Origin of the sequence: Cephaloticoccus capnophilus (assembly GCF_001580045.1) — a bacterium.
GTDB classification, from domain to species: Bacteria; Verrucomicrobiota; Verrucomicrobiia; order Opitutales; family Opitutaceae; genus Cephaloticoccus; species Cephaloticoccus capnophilus.
In genome coordinates this window covers 15,190-33,352 of sequence record NZ_LSZP01000002.1, presented here as the reverse complement: position 1 = coordinate 33,352, position 18,163 = coordinate 15,190, and the positions used below count along the sequence as shown (strand labels likewise).

General features: G+C 61.6%; 15 protein-coding genes, 1 tRNA gene and 1 pseudogene. 8 read left to right on the top strand and 9 right to left on the bottom strand.

Annotated elements, in window-relative coordinates:
* Positions 1-403: 403 nt before the first annotated feature.
* The 5 genes from AXK12_RS00150 to galT form a co-directional block, all read right to left on the bottom strand.
* Complete coding sequence (locus tag AXK12_RS00150; protein WP_068710757.1) at positions 404-1,312, bottom strand: LysR family transcriptional regulator; 909 nt, start codon at positions 1,310-1,312, stop codon at positions 404-406.
* A gap of 67 nt (positions 1,313-1,379) precedes the next feature.
* A complete protein-coding gene (locus AXK12_RS00145) occupies positions 1,380-2,513 on the bottom strand; it encodes a YeiH family protein (RefSeq protein WP_068710756.1) in 1,134 nt (377 codons plus the stop codon).
* A 289-nt stretch (positions 2,514-2,802) separates the two neighbouring features.
* Complete coding sequence (locus AXK12_RS00140) at positions 2,803-4,038, bottom strand: GHMP family kinase ATP-binding protein (protein ID WP_068710755.1); 1,236 nt, start codon at positions 4,036-4,038, stop codon at positions 2,803-2,805.
* Between the two features lie 61 nt (positions 4,039-4,099).
* The gene (locus AXK12_RS00135) at positions 4,100-5,107 is read right to left on the bottom strand and encodes an inositol monophosphatase (protein ID WP_068710754.1); all 1,008 of its coding nucleotides are present in this window, start codon (positions 5,105-5,107) and stop codon (positions 4,100-4,102) included.
* A gap of 119 nt (positions 5,108-5,226) precedes the next feature.
* On the bottom strand, positions 5,227-6,375 hold the full coding sequence (gene galT / locus AXK12_RS00130) for a galactose-1-phosphate uridylyltransferase (RefSeq protein ID WP_082782514.1): 1,149 nt from the start codon (positions 6,373-6,375) through the stop codon (positions 5,227-5,229).
* A gap of 516 nt (positions 6,376-6,891) precedes the next feature.
* On the opposite strand from galT, the gene ribH reads away from it, so the two are divergent.
* Genes ribH through ftsY form a run of 3 tightly spaced genes read left to right on the top strand, consistent with a single transcriptional unit; the run spans position 6,892 to position 8,921 of the window.
* Positions 6,892-7,371, top strand: coding sequence for a 6,7-dimethyl-8-ribityllumazine synthase (gene ribH, locus AXK12_RS09200; RefSeq protein ID WP_068710752.1), 480 nt, complete (start codon positions 6,892-6,894; stop codon positions 7,369-7,371).
* Positions 7,368-7,910, top strand: coding sequence for a transcription antitermination factor NusB (gene nusB, locus AXK12_RS00115; RefSeq protein ID WP_082782516.1), 543 nt, complete (start codon positions 7,368-7,370; stop codon positions 7,908-7,910). The genes ribH and nusB overlap by 4 nt, the downstream gene beginning before the upstream one ends.
* A 60-nt stretch (positions 7,911-7,970) precedes the next feature.
* Positions 7,971-8,921, top strand: a complete 951-nt coding sequence (gene ftsY / locus AXK12_RS00110; RefSeq protein WP_068710751.1) for a signal recognition particle-docking protein FtsY — start codon at positions 7,971-7,973, stop codon at positions 8,919-8,921.
* Between the two features lie 192 nt (positions 8,922-9,113).
* Here the strand turns inward: ftsY and AXK12_RS00105 are convergent, their stop codons facing one another.
* The gene (locus AXK12_RS00105) at positions 9,114-10,001 is read right to left on the bottom strand and encodes a sugar phosphate isomerase/epimerase family protein (RefSeq protein WP_197456932.1); all 888 of its coding nucleotides are present in this window, start codon (positions 9,999-10,001) and stop codon (positions 9,114-9,116) included.
* A 394-nt stretch (positions 10,002-10,395) separates the two neighbouring features.
* Here AXK12_RS00105 and ribB point away from each other — a divergent pair.
* Positions 10,396-11,010 (top strand): annotated as a pseudogene (gene ribB, locus AXK12_RS00100) (3,4-dihydroxy-2-butanone-4-phosphate synthase); the annotation flags it as partial.
* 236 nt (positions 11,011-11,246) lie between these two features.
* Here the strand turns inward: ribB and yihA are convergent.
* Complete coding sequence (gene yihA, locus AXK12_RS00095; protein WP_068710750.1) at positions 11,247-11,846, bottom strand: ribosome biogenesis GTP-binding protein YihA/YsxC; 600 nt, start codon at positions 11,844-11,846, stop codon at positions 11,247-11,249.
* A gap of 767 nt (positions 11,847-12,613) precedes the next feature.
* On the opposite strand from yihA, the gene AXK12_RS00090 reads away from it, so the two are divergent.
* Positions 12,614-14,284, top strand: a complete 1,671-nt coding sequence (locus AXK12_RS00090; RefSeq protein ID WP_068710749.1) for a sodium:solute symporter — start codon at positions 12,614-12,616, stop codon at positions 14,282-14,284.
* A gap of 53 nt (positions 14,285-14,337) precedes the next feature.
* Here AXK12_RS00090 and rsfS read toward each other — a convergent pair whose 3' ends face one another.
* The gene (rsfS, locus tag AXK12_RS00085) at positions 14,338-14,829 is read right to left on the bottom strand and encodes a ribosome silencing factor (protein ID WP_068710748.1); all 492 of its coding nucleotides are present in this window, start codon (positions 14,827-14,829) and stop codon (positions 14,338-14,340) included.
* Between the two features lie 26 nt (positions 14,830-14,855).
* The gene (nadD, locus tag AXK12_RS00080; protein ID WP_068710759.1) at positions 14,856-15,440 is read right to left on the bottom strand and encodes a nicotinate-nucleotide adenylyltransferase; all 585 of its coding nucleotides are present in this window, start codon (positions 15,438-15,440) and stop codon (positions 14,856-14,858) included.
* A 119-nt stretch (positions 15,441-15,559) separates the two neighbouring features.
* Here nadD and AXK12_RS00075 point away from each other — a divergent pair.
* From AXK12_RS00075 to AXK12_RS00065, 3 genes are all read left to right on the top strand, one after another.
* Positions 15,560-15,642, top strand: a tRNA-Leu gene (locus AXK12_RS00075).
* Between the two features lie 264 nt (positions 15,643-15,906).
* Positions 15,907-16,977, top strand: coding sequence for an ABC transporter permease subunit (locus tag AXK12_RS00070; RefSeq protein ID WP_068710747.1), 1,071 nt, complete (start codon positions 15,907-15,909; stop codon positions 16,975-16,977).
* Between the two features lie 39 nt (positions 16,978-17,016).
* A complete protein-coding gene (locus AXK12_RS00065) occupies positions 17,017-18,132 on the top strand; it encodes an ABC transporter permease (RefSeq protein ID WP_068710746.1) in 1,116 nt (371 codons plus the stop codon).
* The last annotated feature ends 31 nt before the right edge of the window (positions 18,133-18,163 follow it).

The window sequence follows — 18,163 nt, the reverse complement described above, 5'->3', positions numbered from 1 at the left end:
GGGGGGGGGGGTAAGTTTTGCTAATGCCTGCGACGCAGCGACTGCGCAAAGCAGCGCAGCGCTGACAAGAGTTTTAGTAAACAGAGAGGCCATAGTCGGTCCAAGCTCCGATTCTCACCGTATCGCTAAACCAAATCCGCCTAACTTAACTTACGTAGAGTTTAGTAAAATCCTCACTCCCCCCACCAGCGGCCTCATCCTCTCCCCTAGGGTCTGTTCCCGTTTTCCCCCACCTCGCCCAAACGGGTTATCACTCTACTTTCCCTTTACCGCCTCTCCCTGTCGCAACGCGACAGGGGGAATGCTTTCAAATTTGGGATTTCGCTTTCGCGCGATAGCGCGTTGCGAAATCCCAAATTAAAGGGAAGCGGTCACTGACCGCCGCCCCACGCGTAGTGGAAGCTCAGAGAGAGCAGTCCCTCGCCATTTCAAAAATGAAGTCGGCGAAGTAGCCTGCGAGGCCGTTTGGCGGCGGGCCTTGGGAGCGCAAAATTTGTAGTGCGCGCCGGATTTCTAGGCCCTCCACCGGCAGCTCCACGAGGGCAGCCGTCTCCACCTCGTGGCGGAGTGCGAGCCGTGACAAAAAGCCCAGCCCCACGCCTGTTTCGACCAAGCCCTTAATCGTCTCGCTGCTCCAGGTTTCGAGCACGACGTGTAGTTTTTTCGGATTTATGCGGACGCGTTTTAGCGCGCGCTCGACGACTTCGCGCGTGCCCGAGCCGGGCTCACGTAGCACCCACGGCGCCGCCGCTAAGTCGGCGAGACTTAGCCGCCTGTTTTTCTTGGCGAGCGGATGGCTCGGCGCAGCGACGACCACAATCTCATCCTCTAGGAATTTTTGACTCTTCAACTCGCGCCGCGCGTAGAAGCCCTCAATTAACCCGAGCTCCACACGGCCCGCACTCAAGGCTGCGCCCACCTCCTCCGTGTTACCCATCCGCAGATCGAGCCGGACTTGCGAATGCGTTTGCGCGAAAGCACCGAGCCAGCGCGGCAGGAGGTATTGGGCAATCGTCGTCGAGGCCGCGAGTTTCAGCGTACCGCGCAACGCAGACTCATCCGCACGCAAGCGCGCCTCTAGCTCGGCCTCCACCGCCTCGGCCCGCAGCGCGTGCTCATAGAGCACCTGCCCACTCGCCGTCAGCGAGAGCCCCGCCGCCCCGCGCACGAAGAGGGCTTGCCCGTAGTGCTCCTCGAGCTGCTTAATGTGCTGCGTCACCGCGGGTTGTGAGATGTGCAGTGCGCGCGCGGCGCTCGTGAAGTTCAGCTTCTCGGCCGCAATTTTAAACACATGCAAGCGGTAATCGGGCATAGGGAGTCGTTTTCAAAAAGGGAGCCCCGCGATGAGCCCCCCACAACGAGGCGCCGCCAATAAAATCTCAAGCCGCAAAGGCCCAGATCTCCAGCGCGACCAATGCAGCGAGTCCCGCCCAGCCGAGCACGGCGCACGCGAGTGCGCGCAGCCCATTTTCGCGCAAATGGGAAAAATCTGTCCCCAAGCCCATCGCCGCCATCGCCATCGCCATAGTAAACACCGCCGCGAGCAGCACCACGCCATCGACCGCCTCGACCCAGCCCCGCGCCTCCGGCCAGCCATGCAGCAAAATCGTATTCGCCAAGCTCACCGCAAAGAAGCCCACGACAAAGTAAGGCCGCTGCGGCTTTCCGGCTGGGCGAGGCTCACGCGTCACCCCATCGGGGCTGTTTTCAGAGACGGTGCGACTCGGCCCCCGACCGCGAGTGCGCCGCCAAACTATCGGTCGCGCCACGCCACCACCACGCCGACTCCACAGCCAGCCGAGCACTGAGACTGCCGGGACGAGCAGCGCGACGCGCGAAAGCTTGGCGACCATCCCCGCCTCGACGGTGCCCGCAAACGGCGTCACCGCAGCGACCACCTGCGCCACCTCTTGAAGCGTCGCCCCCACCATCACCCCATAGTGCAACTCCGAAACCGGCCAAAGCTGCTGCGCAAAGGTGTAGCCCAGCATCAGCGCCGTCCCTAGCAAGCTGCACAGCGGCACGACCAGCGCGACGTCACGCTCTCGTGCACCCACGGCCGGAGCCGCTGCCGCGACTGCCGATCCGCCGCAAATCGAGCTATCCACCGCGATCAACATCGCCAAAACCGGATCCAAGCCCAGTCGCCGACCGAGCCACGAAATCCCAATTAACCCACACAGCACCACCGAGACACTGATTGCCAAAATCGCCCCACCCGCCCCCCAAACCAGCAGCAAGTCGAGCCGCACGCCGAGGAGCACGATTCCGAACCGCAAAAAGGCCTTGGCCGCCCAACTAACCCCAGTGCCCCAAGTCGGCGGCACGCGCCAAACACAGCGCAGCCCAAGCCCGAGTAAAAGCGCCAACGCAAGCGCCCCCACATGCCGCAGAACCGGCAGCCCTTCGAGAACCAGTGCCGCACCCGCAATCCCCCCAATCAATCCCAGCGGCCAAAGAAAGGGCCCCGCAGTGCGGAAGGGAAAATAGGGACGAGAGTTGTGCGAACTCATGCGCCCATAGTACCCGCAACACCTCAGTTTCGGGAAATACCGTTATCTAATTACCCATAACTTTAAGTTATGCCCGCTCCCTTGGCCGCGAGCCGCTGCTCGGCCACGCCACCCCAGCCGGAAACTACGCTTCGCTAATTGGGCGCACCTGAGCGCGCAACGCCGTGCGCCGTGCACAAACCTTGACGGCCTTCGCGCGCTTATCGCCGCCGAGGCTTGCGCACTCGTCGCCGCCGCGCCGTCGTCATCCTATCGCGCCAGCATAACTGTCGGGGACGACACGCCCGCGCTACGACACGAAGGTTGTGGGGCGGCCAAGTTTTTTGGCGAGGCGGGTCAGTGCGGGCAGCGCGGCTTGCTCCAGCAACACGACAACCGTCCCGCCGCTACCGCCGCCACTCACGCGCGCACCGTAAAGCCCACGCTTCGGCCCCAGCGCACGCACGCCCTCGACCATCTCATCGGTCTCGGGACAGCCCAGCCCGATGGACGAATAGCCTGCATGGCTTTGGTATAACAGCTCGCCGAGAGCAGCGAGCGACTCGGCGCGATTGCGTGCGCCCAGCCCACGAAGTAGCGCGACCGCTGCCTCGCTGCGGAAACTTTCCTCCACGGGGAAGCTGACTCCGGCGCGCGGCGCATACTCGCGGCCCGGCTCAATCGTGGAAAGCGGGTCATCCACCCCGCCGCATTTTTCTAAAAACGCGCGCCCACTCATCCGCTCGGGCAAGGCCTCTAGCGAGAGGCTGCGCACGACCGAAGGCGCAAGCTCGGTCGCGTGTTTGAGCCGCCGCCCGAGTGTCGCCTCAATGAGTTTTTTACCCATAAACGCCGCCGCCCGCGCCGTCGCATACGGCGAGTCTGACACGGCATGCTTTACTCCGCTTGGCCAGCCGACGGCCACGATGCCTTTGGGCAACTTGACCGGCTCGCCCAAAATATCCGGACGGCAAAGAATCGGCAGCAGCGCGCCCTTTACCCCATTGGCCGAGGCGAGCTGATCCATGAGGCCGCAAGGCGCACCGACGATTTCATTTTCCACGCGCTGGGCCAAGCGCGCCAAGGTGGTCTGGCCTTTGAGCGGTTTATCAAAAAACAGCTCCAGCGCACGTAGCGTAGCGACTTCGAGCGCGGCACTGCTCGAAACGCCCATCGCCTCCGGCACGCGCGACGAAACCTCGAAGCGCAGCCCTCCGCAGCCGTCGACTGCGAGTTTGTCCAAGCGGATGCGTTGCTCTTTGGCAAAGAGCCACAGGCAACCGTAGGGGTAGCGCGCCCACTGCGGCACTTCGCTCGGCGGCGTGCCGAGCTCGACACGCTCCTCGCCGTAGGTCTCGCTCACAAACACGAACGAGAAGGGCGCGGCGCCTTCACATGCACGCGATATGCGCTTCGGCGGGAACTCCGAGATTTTGACGCGCGTGGTGAGCGAGAGCGGCATTTCCAGAACGAGCGATCCGCTGTAGTCGGCGACTCCTCCCATGAAATCTAGGCGGCCTGGGGCCTCGGCAGTGTGCGTTTTCATTTGGTGCAAAAGGAAAGCGAAGGGGCAGGGTTTTAGGAGCAGGGAGCTAAGGGGCTCCCGTTTAGCAGTGCGCTTTGAGAAGCCGCTTGAGGATGGGGCGGACTTTTTTGGCGAGCGTCGCGTTGGCATAGCCCATCCATGCAATCGGGCTCGTCGTATCGAGTGGCGCGCGCAGCGGGCGGCCCTCCGGCGTTTCCACTATGCCGCCCGCCTCTTCTAAAATCAGCGCAGTGCACACGTCATACGGATGGCAGCACAGCGCGCCGCCGGCTAGGCCGAGCTTCGCGTAAACGAGTGGGCGCAAGTCGCCGAGCATCCGGTCGTGACCGATCAGGAGTTCATAAAACTGGCCGCCCGAACAAATGTATTGGTCGTCGAATACGAGCTGGCCGCCGTTTTTGCCCAAAATCCCGAGTTCGCTCCAAAGCGCTTCCTCAATCGTGCCGAGCAGGCCCTTCCCCTCGGGGAAAAAGCGAGCGATGGAGGCGAAGCCGTGCTCGAAGTCGGTCGCACGTGAGGGGCGCGGGCTAAGCCGCGACCAGCGCCGCTCGCGCAGGTCGAAGGCGCGCGCCACAACGCCTTTTCCGCGCACCGCGCTGAGCTGGTCGCTGCGCCACATCTTACTCGTGGAGAGCTCAGTCTGCGCCGCGACGACGATGTCGCCGAGGCCCGTCTTCGCGCCGCGTTGTAGTGCGAGCGCAGCGAGTGCCCACGCGCTGCGTTTGTCATACATGATATTTCGCGTGCCATCGATCGGATCCATGATGCACACAAACATCGTCTGATCGACGCGCAGCCCGCGCGGGAAGGTCACGACCTCATCGTCCTCGATGCCTTCCATCACCAACTGCACGGGCCACTTACGCGGCCAATGCAGATCGAACCACTCAAAAATCGCGTCCTCGGTGATCTTATCGACTTCGTAGATCGTATCCGCCGCCGTCACCGCAGCGATGCGAGCAAAGGACGCGCCGCTTTTCGCGCGAGCGGCGACGAGTGTGTCGCGGATGTGGTCTTGGAGTGCGCAGAGCAGCTTGCGCGCGGTTTCGAGGTTGGGCGTCGCAGTCACGAGGATTTGGATACAGGGGAGATCAGTGGGAGGATTTGGGGGAAATGAAAGCCTCGCGGAGGAGGCCAAACGACGACGCGCGACGCGAGCAATTACGCCGAGGCCGCCAAAGCAGATGCCTACACGCTGCGCTCACGCGCGCGCACGTAATGCACGGTGCCGCTCACCGCGCGCAGCTCAGCCGCCTTCTCATCGGGATCGCTCTCATTAGTCATTGAGCCGCCACCGACCTCGGGGCCTGCGAGGTACTTGAGCGTGTCGGGCTTTCGCAGCGGGGGGTGAAACTCGAGGTGAAAGGGATACGCCGCATAGTCGCCACCATCGGTCGGGGCTTGGTGGATCGCCATGACGTAGGGCATGGGCATTTCCCAAAGGTTGTCGTAGCGCGTCGTCACTTCGCGAATCATCAGCCCAAGCGCGGCTTGCTCTTCGCCGCTCAGATCGGCGAGCGAGGCGACTTGGCGGCGCGGCAGGATAAACACCTCGTAGGCGTAGCGCGCAAACCAAGGCACACAGGCGACGAAATGCGCGTTCTGCGCAATCACGCGCGGGCCCGCCAACTCACGGCGCAAAATCTCCTGGCCGATAAACCCGCCGCCCGTCTGGGCAAAGTAGCGACGACTACTCTCCACCTCGCGCACCGTGTGGCCGTAGATCATGTTGCCCGCATAAATCTGACAATGCGGGTGGGGATTGGAGGTGCCGACGAGTGCGCCTTTGTTCTCAAAAATCAGAACGTGATCGACGTCCGCCCGCGCCCCGAGCGCGCGATAACGGTCGGCCCACAGCGCGACCACCGCCGCGCACTCCTCGTCGCGCAAATCGACAAAGGTTTTACCGTGGTCGGGGCTGTAACAGACGACCTCCGCAGTGCCAGTTGCGCGCTTGGTTTGGTAAAACGCGTCGCCCGCGCTGGGCTCGCCGCCGCCAAAGCAGGGCAAGTCATTAGTAAAGCAATACACGCCCGGGTAATCGGGGTTGCGACGGCCCTCTAGGCGCAAATTCCCCGGACACAGCGCACAGGTCGGGTCGTAGCTGGGCGGGCGCTCATCCGCCGCCTTGTGCGTATCGCCAATCCAAGGCCGCCCACCACGATGCGCCGTGTACAACACCCACTCTTCGCGCAGGGGATGCCAGCGCTGCTCCCACAGAAGACTCGGCCCCGTTACTTGGCGCGCAGTCGTCGCCCGCGCATCAGGCCCGCTTTCATCAGCCGCACTGTCGCGGATTTCTACGATCGTAGATTGGGGCTTGGGGAAGGGGTTCATTCGCGTTGCTCCATGCGGCAACAGCGTAGCCCCTAGGTCAAGCCGAGCCGCTGGGAAACACAGAGTTCACAGAACACCACTGCGCGTGGGGCGGCAGCGTGTCGCTGCACCCATTTACCGAGCGCTTGGTTGCCGTGCATTCGCACGGCAGCCAAGCGCTCGGTAGAAAGGACCCCAAACTTGGAGGCGAAGGTTTACTGGTGATTTTCCCCACCTCGCCCAAACGGGTTATCACTCTACTTCCCACCCCTCTCCCTGTCGCAACGCGACAGGGGGAGGGCTTTCAAATTTGGGATTTCGCTTTCGCGCGATAGCGCGATGAGAAATCCCAAATTAAATGGAAGCGGTCACTGACCGCCGCACCACGCGCAGTGGGAGAAACTGGTCGTGGGGGAAAGAGCGGGGGTGGGTTGCGCATTTTTTCGCGCAGATTTTGCGCACTTTTTGGCATGTGGATTTTCAGCGTTGCGCGTTGCGTTGCGGCGGCTTCGGCTCCGCGTCTCATCTTTCTTTCTCATGAGTCGTGATGCTCCCTCGCCCAGTGTTGCCGTTATTGATGGCTCGACGTTTCGAGTCGGCATCGTTGCGGCGTGTTACAACGAAACTTTGGTCAATGCGCTGTTGGCGCGTGTGACGGAGCGGCTTTGCGCGGCGGGCGTGGCCGAGGGGGCCATTCACACGGTTCGCGTGCCGGGATCGCACGAAGTGCCCTGGGCGGCGGCCGAGCTCGCGCGGGAGCCAGGGACGACGGTCGTCATCGCGCTCGGTGTCCTAATCGGCGGCGACACCAATCACCACGAGATGGTCGGACAGAGTGTTTCGCATGCCCTCCAGCAAGTCGCTCTCGCGCATCGCGTGCCGGTAATCAATGGCGTGGTCGTGACGGATACCTTGGCCCAAGCGCGTGCGCGCTGCACGGGTCGGATCAATCGCGGGGCCGAGTTTGCCAACGCGGCGCTCACGATGGCGGCTCTCAAGACTACTTTCAAACGATGACCGCCGAAGCTGCTGCATCCTTTTCCACCCCTGCTGCGGGGGGAGCTACGCCCGGTGCACCCGAATCGGCGGCCGCTGCGCCTGCTGCCAAACCGGTTAAGGCCCTTTATTCGCAGCGGCGCGATGGGCGCGTGGCCGCGCTACAATTCCTCTTCGCGTGGAGCATGAACACGCCGCAAAATCTCGCGGTCGATCTGTCGTATTTCTTCCAAACGCGCGATCATCCGCGCGACCATTATGCCTTTGGGGAGGAGCTTATCCACGGTGTTATCGAGAATGCCGACGACCTTGATGCCAGTATCAAGGGCCTCGCGCACAACTGGGATTTCGGGCGAATCGCCCGTATGGATTTAACCATACTGCGGCTCGCCATGTATGAGATGAAGTTTCGCAAGGACATCCCGCCCATCGTCTCGATTAACGAAGCGATCGACCTCTCGAAGCAGTTTTCCAGCGGCGACTCGCGCCGCTTCATCAACGGCATCCTCGACCGCTTCAAAGACCAACTGGGCCGCGACGCGCGAAAAGCGGTGTCGTAGATCGCCCCCCTTATTTTGCGGCCCGCTCGTTGGCGGGCTGTCATGGATAGGCACATACAAATGATCGGCTTATTTAAAAAATTTAAGGACGGGTTTGCGAAGACGGTGGCCGCCATCGGCGCGACGACGCGCGGGCTCTTTGGTGGGCGGCGGATTGACGCGGCCTCGCTCGAGCAACTCGAAGAAGCCCTCTACACGGCCGACTTCGGCGTGGAGACGACGACCGAGATTTTGGACGAGATTCGCGCCGCCTATCGCAAAGATCCCGAGCTGCGCGGGGCTCAAGCGGCCGAGATTGGGGCCGCCGTGCTGGCCCGTGTGCTCGCCGGAGCGGAGGGGAGCTTGGGTACGCCTGCTCAAAACGAGGCCGAAGGCCGCCTCCCTACGGTTATCGCGATGATTGGCGTTAACGGCTCGGGAAAAACGACGACTACGGCTAAGCTTGCGTGGCGGCTCAAAGAGGAGGGCCAGCGGGTAACGCTCGCCGCGTGCGACACGTTTCGCGCGGCAGCGGTCGAGCAGCTCAAAAGCTGGGCGACGCGGCTCGACCTCGACCTCGTCGCCAGCCACACTGGCGCGGACGCGGCGGCAGTCGCCTACGATGCGTGGGCGGCGGCCAAGGCGCGCGGCAGCGACACGCTCATCGTCGATACGGCAGGGCGGCTCCACACCAAGAGCAACCTCATGGAGGAGCTCGCGAAGATCGCCCGCGTGTTGCAAAAGCACGACCCGAGCGCGCCGCAGCATCGCTGGCTCGTGGTGGACGGCTCACTCGGGAGTAACTCCATCGAGCAGGCCCGCGTGTTTCATAAGCATTTCGGGCTCACGGGACTCGTCCTCACCAAGCTCGACGGCACGAGTCGGGGCGGCGCGATTGTGGGCATCTGGCGCGAGCTGCGGCTGCCAATTTATTTCGTCGGCCTCGGCGAGCAGCCCGAAGACTTGCAACCGTTCTCCGTGGAGAACTACGCCCGCGCGGTGTTTGGCTGCGATGCTGGCACGCCCAATTGACCACGCGGACAAAAAAATACGCAGGTCACAGCGCCACGCGGAGTGATGGGGCTGTGACTGAAGTGAAGAACTCCGACCCTGCGGTCGGAGCTTCTCCTCCACAAGCTAGGGGAGCCTTCGGCTCCCTATGACGATGACCTCGCTTGACCTCGCCGTGAACGGCGAGGTGCGCGCTTTGGTGCGTGGTCACCGCTACTGAGAGTAGCGGGCTTTTAGCAGCTTGAACATGAAGAGGTTGACTTGCCATTGGTCGGCCAAGGGTTGGCAGGTGTAGGGCAGGGTCGGCATGTAGCTGGGCGGGCCAAACTCTGGGGTGATGCTGAGCTGTGTCTGCCCCTGAGCTATGCGCTGGGCGACCACTTCGTCCCACCAGCGCAGGTGTTGCCCGAGAATGTCTTTCCACTCGGGGGCGGCGGGGTCGTTGACCTGTGGGCCTTCGTGATGTCCGACCCGAGCGTGGATGTGGGTCGTGCGGCTGAGCGCGAGGGAGACGGCGTCTTGTTGGTCCTCGAGCATGGACTCGTGGACGTTACACCAGTGGGAGATGTCGAGGGTGAGCGACAGCTCCGGGATTTTTTCGAGGTAGTCCTTGGTAATGTGTGCGGCGAAGTTGAAGCGGCTGCGATGCGTCTCGTGGTAAATCGGAATACCGGAGTCGCGGCTTATCGCATCGGCTATGTCGAGGATGACTTTGTTTTGTTCAAAACTGTAGTGGTCCCTCCCTGTTTGGCAGTTGATGAAGTCGGGCTTAAGCTGGACCATATCTTCCAAGAGCGCTTTGTAGCCTACCGATTGTTGGGTGTAATCGCCGGGCTCGAAGCAGCCGCAGGTTACGGCGAACCGGAGGCCGTACTTGTGCACGGCGGCGAACATGAGCTCGCGGCTTTCTCTCGTCGCAGGGGGCACGCCTTCTATGCCGTCGTAGCCGGCTTCTTTTACTTTTTGGCAAAAGCTGTCCCAGCCCCACATCTCGGCCATCGCCCAAGTCGTGCAGTAATACTTAATCGAGAAGCCGCCTCCATCGGAGTTGGGGCGATCGCTATTTCCATTTTCAGATAGGGAGTTGGGGGGTGTAGTCATACGCAGGGGCAATGCTGCTACACCTATTCCCCTTCGGGAGAAGGCTATTTTTTCCACTACGCGTGGGGCGGCGGTCAGTGACCGCTTCCATTTAATTTGGGATTTCTCATCGCGCTATCGCGCGAAAGCGAAATCCCAAATTTGAAAGCATTCCCCCTGTCGCGTTGCGACAGGGGGAGTAGAGTGATAACCCGTTTGGGCGAGGTGGGGAAAATCACCAGTAAACTCCCGCCCCCAAGTTTGGGGGCCTTTCTACCGAACGCTGGGCCGCCAAATAAAACAGCCTGCGGCTGCGCCCCACGCGTAGTGGAGCCATCAGAGAGCTCAGTCAGTGAGCGCGCGACACTCCAGCAGTTGACGCGCGCACTCGGGAGCGCGAGCGTCGGCTTTGCACATGCCTTATGACGCTTCTGAGCTCTTTGATTCGGTGGAGTCTGCGATTGCCGACATCGCCGCTGGTCGGCTTGTCATCGTGACCGATGATGAGGCCCGCGAAAACGAGGGCGACCTCATCATGGCCGCCTCAAAGGTCAGCCCCGAGACACTCGCTATGATGATTCGCTACGGCACGGGCATCGTTTGCGTGTCGTTGCTCGAAGCCCAGCTTCAGCGGCTCGAACTCAAGCCGATGGTGCCGCACAATCGCGAAGCGCACCGCACCGACTTCACCGTATCAGTCGATGCCGCGTCGGGCATCTCGACGGGCGTTAGTGCTGCCGATCGCGCTCGCACGATTTCGATTTTGGCTGACCCAGAGGCTCGCCCCGAAGCACTCGTGCAGCCAGGCCATGTTTTCCCGCTGCGCGCCAAGCAGGGAGGCGTGCTTGAGCGCCCCGGACACACGGAGGCCGCAGTCGATTTGGCTAAACTCGCCGGACTGCACCCGAGCGGTATCTTGTGCGAACTGGTTAACGACGATGGCACGATGCAGCGGCTCCCGCAGCTCGTGGAGTTTAAGCACCGCTTCGGGCTAAAACTCATCTCAATCGCTTCGCTCATTGCCTACCGGCACGCAGCCAATCGCCAGTAGGCCCCTGGTCGCTCGCGGTGTTTTTTTCCCACTTCGCCCAAACGGGTTATCACTCTACTTTCTACCCCCTGTCGCAACGCGACAGGGAGGAGTGCTTTCAAATTTGGGAATTGGTTTCGTCGCAAAGCGACGAGGCCAATTCCCAAATTAAATGGAAGCGGTCACTGACCGCCGCCCCACGCGCAGTGAAAAAAAGCGTATCAGCGCGGCGCGCCTCACAACAGGCCGCTGATTGCCGCTAAAATCTCGTTTCGGCCGCTGCGTTCGACGGCGGAAGTGATGAAGCGGGCAGTGGGCGGGCGGGCGAGTGTGGCGATAACTTCGCGCTCGAAGCGTTGCACGTTTTCCTGGGTTTTGCTGCGCGATTGTTTGTCGGCCTTACTAAATACGAGCGAGTAGGGCGACGCGGTATCGGCGGCGAGCCAGCCTAAGAAAGCGATGTCGAGTTTCTGTGGCGGCAGCCGTGAATCGATGAGGGCAAACGTGTGCCGGAGCGTCGCAGGCTCGCGTTTTTCGAGGTAGTCGGCGACTGCTTCATTAAAGTCTGCCCGTGCGGATTTCGCTACTTTTGCAAAGCCGTAGCCGGGCAGGTCGACCAAGAGCCATGCGCGATTAATGGAGAAGAAATTGATGAGCTGAGTCTTCCCCGGGGTCTGCGAAACTTTGGCGAGGTCGCGCCGCCCCACGAGTAGGTTAATCAGCGAGGATTTGCCGACGTTTGACCGACCGATGAAGGCAAACTCGGGCGGGCCGGGCGGCGGGCAGCCGCGCAAGCCGGGGGCACTGGTCAAAAACTCGGCACTAGTGATTTTCATTTCGTGTAGGACTCGCGGCAGGCTGATAGACACAGGCTGCCTGTGCCACTCTTTCCTAGGGCCTGTTCCCGTTTCAACCGCGCGCCGCGCTGATACGCTTTTTCCCACTGCGCGTGGGGCGGCAGGCTGTGCCTGCACCCGTTCAATTTGGGATTTCGCCGCGCGCTGTTGCGCGCTAACGAAATCCCAAATTTGAAAGCATTCCCCCTGTCGCGTTGCGACAGGGAGAGTAGTAAACAGGAAATTAGAGTGATAACCCGTTTGGGCGAGGGAGGAAAAATCACCAGTAAACTCCCGCCTCCAAGTTTGGGCTCCTTTCTACCGAAGGCTTGGTTGCCGTGCGCATGCACGGCAGCCAAGCCTTCGGTAAATGGGTGCAGCGACACGCTGCCGCCCCACGCGCAGTGGAGGTCTGTGAGCTCTGGCATTTACCGCGCGAACGGTCGTGAACCGTTTCTATTTTGCGGGTGGCGAGCCGCGAGCCAGATGCCTCGCGCTTCAGACGCGAACAGACCCTAAGCGGTGGTTAAAACAGCGTCTTGCTCGGGTGAAAACAAGAAGTGCGTAAATCACTTATGTTATGCCGTTTATTACGCAGTCTTTATGCGTAACATTCGACTACAGCGCGCCCTTGATTGCTACTTAGCTGCACCCCAAATTCCCCTCCCTGATCGGTGCTTAGCGCCGCGAATTCACTCCTACCACCTTCGGAAAACCTCTCTCCCCCTAGTCACAATCCGAATTAACCCGCCTAACGGCACACGCTTATGACATCACTAGACTGGATTATCATCGCTGGGTATTTCGTGCTACTCGCCACGATTGCTTGGCGTTCCTCAAGGCAAACCTCGACGAGTGCCGACTACTTTTTGGCCGGTCGAAATCTGCCCTGGTTCGTAGTGGGCTGCTCACTACTCGCCTCAAATGTCGGCTCGGAGCACATCGTGGGGCTCGCGGGGAATGGGGCCACTAACGGGATGGCGATGGCGCACTTCGAGTTGCACGCGTGGATCATGCTGCTGCTCGGCTGGGTGTTTGTGCCGTTCTACTACCGCTCAAAGGTCTTCACGATGCCCGAGTTTTTGGAGCGGCGCTTCGATGCGCGCGCGCGCTGGACGCTCTCGATCGTATCGCTCGTCGCTTACGTGTTTACGAAAGTTTCGGTCACGGTCTACGCGGGCGCGGTTGTGTTTATGGCGCTCTTACCGGATACCTTTGGGTCGCCGGAAAACGCATTTTGGGCGGGTGCGATTACGACCGTTATCCTCACCGGTATTTATACGGTGGTCGGCGGCTTGCGCGCCGTGGTGTATACAGAGGTCGCGCAAACGGGGATTCTGATTCTCGGCTCGGCGATGCTGACCTTCTTCGGGCTGCGCTACATCGGCGGTTGGGGCGAGCTGCAAGCGACACTCGGCGCCAATGCCGAGCATTTCGCGCTGTGGCGACCGATGAATGATCCCGATTTCCCGTGGCTGGGGATTCTGCTGTGCTCGCCGATTATTGGCATCTGGTACTGGTGCACCGACCAATACATCGTGCAGCGCACGCTGGCGGCGAGGTCGCTTAAGGAAGCACGGCGCGGCTCTATCTTTGGCGCGTTCCTCAAGGTGCTGCCGGTGTTTATCTTCCTAGTGCCCGGAATGATCGGCTACGCGCTCCACACCAAGGGCGTGCTCGCGATCCCCACCGACGCCGACGGCCACCTAAACGGCGACATGGTCTTCCCCACGATGGTTACGACGCTGATGCCGACTGGTCTGCGTGGGATGCTCGTTGCGGGGCTCTTATCCGCGCTGATGAGCTCGCTCGCCTCGCTGTTTAACTCCTGTGCAACACTCTTCACGGTAGATATTTACAATAAACTACGCCCGGGCCGCCCCGAGTCAGAAATCGTGCGCGTGGGCCGCTTCGCGACGGGCGTCGTCGTCATTCTTGGGATTATCTGGATCCCCGTCATGAAGCTCATCTCGGGCGGCGGGCTCTACCAATACCTGCAAAGTGTGCAGGGCTACCTCGCTCCGCCGATTACGGCGACCTTCCTGCTGGGCCTGTTCTTCAAGCGCATCAACGCGCGCGGCGCGCTCGCGGGGCTCGTCCTCGGCTTCATCCTCGGGATGGTTAAGCTGACCTTGCAGGCGATGGATGGCGGCGGGGCTTTCGGCGACTCGGGGCTCTTGCACGCGATCGGCTCCTACAACTTCCTGTACGCGGGCGGCTGGCTGTTCCTGATCAGCATTGTGATCGTCGTGGGCGTATCGCTGACCGCACCAGCGCCTTCGGCCAAACAAATCGAAGGGCTGACCTACACCTCGCTCACGGCTGCGCAGCGCGAGGAAAACCGCCGCTCGTGGGGTGCCCCCGAAGTGCTCGGCTCGCTGGGCGTCGTCGCCATGATCGTCGGCATCTACCTGTACTTCTCCTTCTGGCTCGGGTGAGCGCAGCCACTCGGCGAGCCGCCCACACTAGGCGGCTCGTTTTGCCCTCAACCTCACTTGCTCACGGCGGCACTCTTCTTGGGTGCCGCTTTCTTTTTGGTCGGCTTTGCGGCGGGTTTCTTCACTGCCGAAACTGCTTTCTTCTTGGGCGCGGCAGCCGCCCTCGCAGCGGGCTTTGGCTCTTCAATCAATTCGGCCACGTCGAGCGTAGGCGCATCCTGCCAGAGTTGCTCGAGTCGGTAGTGTTGGCGGGTCTCGCCGAGGAAGAGGTGCACCATAACCTCGAAGGCATCGACGACGAGCCAGCCGCTTTCGCGCTGCCCATCCATCCCGAGAATCTGTGCGCCCGCCGCATCGAGTACCTTTTCCAACTCGACGCGCAGCGCGCGCAAGTGCGTGTCCGCCGTACCGGTCGCGACAATGATGTAGTCGGTGATTGAGGAGTACGCGCGCACGTCGCTCACCCGCAGGGCCTCGGCCTTCTTGGCGTCGAGGGCGCGGCAAATTTGTCTAACGAGTTGGAGTGTGGAGGACTCTTTTTTCATCGGGTGGTGGGGGCGGCGGGGAGGGCTTAGTTTTCGCGATAGAGGCAGTGCGCCTTGAGATAAACAAGTGCCTTGTGCGGGATGAAATACTCAAGCGGCAGCCCACGCCGCGCGCGCTCGCGCAGCTGCGTCGAGCTAATGTCGATCAATCGACTTTCGAGGCGCTGCACCCGCAGCCCGGGGACGGAGGCGGGGGCGAGCGCAGGACTGCCGGGCCTCTCCACTGCGATAAACTCTACAAGCTGCGCGAGCTGCACGATCGCGTGCCACTCGGGTAGCCGCGCGGCTTGGTCGGCCCCAATAATCCAGTAAAACGTATCGCTCGGGGTGCGCGACTTCAGCTCCCGCACCGTATCCAAAGTGTAACTCACCCCACCGCGCCGTAGCTCAATGTCGGACACCGCAAAACGCGGGTCGTCTTGGGTCGCCGCTTGCACCATCGCGAGCCGATCTTCTGCCGAGGCACTGGCCGTATCGGGCTTACGTGGGGACTGCGCCGCGGGGATGAAAATCACACGGTCGAGCCCGAAGCGCTCGTAGGCCTCTTGCGCAACAATCAGGTGCCCGAAGTGCACGGGGTCGAAGCTGCCGCCATAAAGTCCAATTTTCACAGTGGGGCGCAGCGTGCCACTGCACAAAAACGCGCGGCAAGTGCCAAAGCGCAGGGCGAGCGCGCACTGAGATTGACGAAGGAGCGGGCTCCCACGACAGTCACCGCTCTTCGCGCCGCGCTCGGGTGGTGGAATGGTAGACACTGGGGACTTAAAATCCCCTGCCCGTAAGGGCGTGCGGGTTCGAGTCCCGCCCCGAGTAGGGTCGCCGCGCCTTTTCGCTCGGCACGCGGTCCTCGCCCGCGTGTCGAGCAAGCGCCGATACAGCACCCACCTTTGCGCTGCGCTGTGCGCAACGGAAAATTGGCCACGCGGCAGCAGTTACGTAGCGATGGCTCTCCTTATAAAGCGAGCCGCTTGCCCGCTTCATGCTTTTCAGAGCAGGCGGCGAGCAACTTAACTCGCGCGCACGTCACACCAAACCCAAGCACCGCCCTCCTCCCCCTTCGCTCCCCTAGCCGCCGCTATGCGCGACTACTTTCTTCGCCGTTTTTTACTCATCCCGCCCACGCTGCTCGGCATCACCTTAATCGTGTTTCTGATTACGCGTTTGGTGCCGGGTGGGCCGCTGGAGCGCGCGATTATGGAGTACCAACAGGTGCAAAGTGGCTCGGGCGGTGGAGCGGGCAGCGGCGCAAGCGGAGCCGGCGGCATGGGTGGGCCGGGCAGTGGTGCGGCGGGCGGCCAATCGATGGCGCTCTCCGAGGAGCAACTTCAGCAGCTCAAAGCGTACTACGGTTTCGATAAGCCCGCGATTGTGAGTTACGGGCTGTGGCTGGGAAAGGTCGCCCGCGGCGATCTCGGCAACTCCTACCGCTACAACGAGCCTGTCTGGCAGGTCATCCGCGAGCGATTTCCCGTCTCGCTGTTTTACGGGCTCATCACACTGGTCGTCACCTACGCAGTGTCGATTCCGCTCGGGATCCTCAAAGCGATCAAGCACCGCTCGGCGCTCGATAACGCAACCTCGGTCCTCATCTTCGTGGGCTACGCGGTGCCGGGCTATGTGTTGGGCGCGCTGCTGCTCTTGTTTTTCGCGGCGCGGCTAGAGTGGTTTCCGATGGGCGGTTTCGTGAGTTACGATTTCCCCGACTTGTCGCTTTGGGAAAAGGCGGGCGACCTCGCGCGGCACGCCGCGCTCCCCCTGCTTTGCTACCTGGTGGGGAGCTTCGCCGTGACGACGCTTTTAATGAAAAACCACCTCATGGACAATCTCGCTGCGGACTACGTGCGCACGGCGATTGCCAAGGGCGTGTCGTTTCGCGCCGCCGTGCTGCGGCACGCACTGCGCAACTCACTCATCCCGATCGCCACGACCTTCGGCCAAAACATTACCCTGCTGGTCTCCGGCTCGTTCTTGATTGAGAGCATTTTCGACATCGATGGCTTCGGCTTGCTCGGCCTCCAGTCGATCTTCGACCGCGATTATCCGGTCGTGATGGGCATCATCTTTTTGGCAAGCCTACTCCTGCTCTTGGGCAACATCCTCTCCGATGCGCTCGTGGCCCTCATCGACCCGCGCATTCGCTTTAAATAAAACTCTCCCGCTCTGTGCCGCATCCGCGCGTTTCCCCAAATGGCCCTTAACCCGCTCACGCTCCGCAAGCTGCGCCGCTTCCGCTCAATCAAGAGTGGCTACTGGTCGTTCTTGATTCTCGCGGGGCTGGTCGTGCTCTCGCTAGGGGGCGAGCTCCTAGTCAACAATCGCCCGCTCGTCATCCGCTACGAGGGGCGCTGGTTTTTCCCAACCTACGGCGCGAATCTCCCCGGCACGACTTTTGGTTACGACTACGGCTACGAGACCGACTACCGTGCCTTGGCCGCGCGCTTCCACGCAGAAACTGCCGAAGCCAAAACCCGTACTGACGCGCCCCCGACCGCCCGCTCGCGCAACTGGCTCGTGATGCCGCTCGTCCCCTTTAACCCCAACGAAAACGCCGCCTACGAAGGCGTTTTTAAACCCGCGCCGCCGTCTTGGGCAGGCGGCCCACCCGGGCACTGGCTCGGCACCGATACGACGGGCCGCGACATCTTTGCGCGGCTGTTTTACGGGTTTCGGATCACGATCCTCTTCGCGCTCGGCTTCACCGCGCTCACCTACCTCATCGGCATCGCGGTCGGCTGCCTCATGGGTTACTACGGCGGCGTCTTCGACCTCATCGTGCAGCGCGCCATCGAGATTTGGTCAAATATCCCGTTCCTCTACATTGTCATCATCCTGTTCTCGGTAGTGCCCGCGACCTTTAGTATCCCCATGCGCATTACACTGCTCTTGCTCGTCATGGTGCTCTTCTCGTGGACGTCGATGACCTACTACATGCGCACGGCGACCTATCGGGAAAAAGCGCGCGACTACACCGCCGCCGCTGTGGTGCTCGGCGCGGGGCCGGGCCGGATCATTTTTTACCACATCTTGCCCAACACGATTTCGACCCTCGTGACCTTCATGCCCTTCACAATCGCCTCCGCGATTACGGCGGTGACTGCGCTCGACTTTCTCGGCTTCGGACTACCACCGCCCTCGCCCAGCATCGGCGAGCTCCTCAAACAAGGCACCCAATCGCTCACCACCGCGCCTTGGATTGTCGGCTCTGCCTTCGCCGCGCTCGTCTCGATACTGATCCTTGTGACCTTTATCGGCGAGGCACTGCGCGAAGCCTTCGACCCCAAAAAATTTACGACCTATCAATAAAACTCCGCCCGCTCCCCACGCCACACACGCC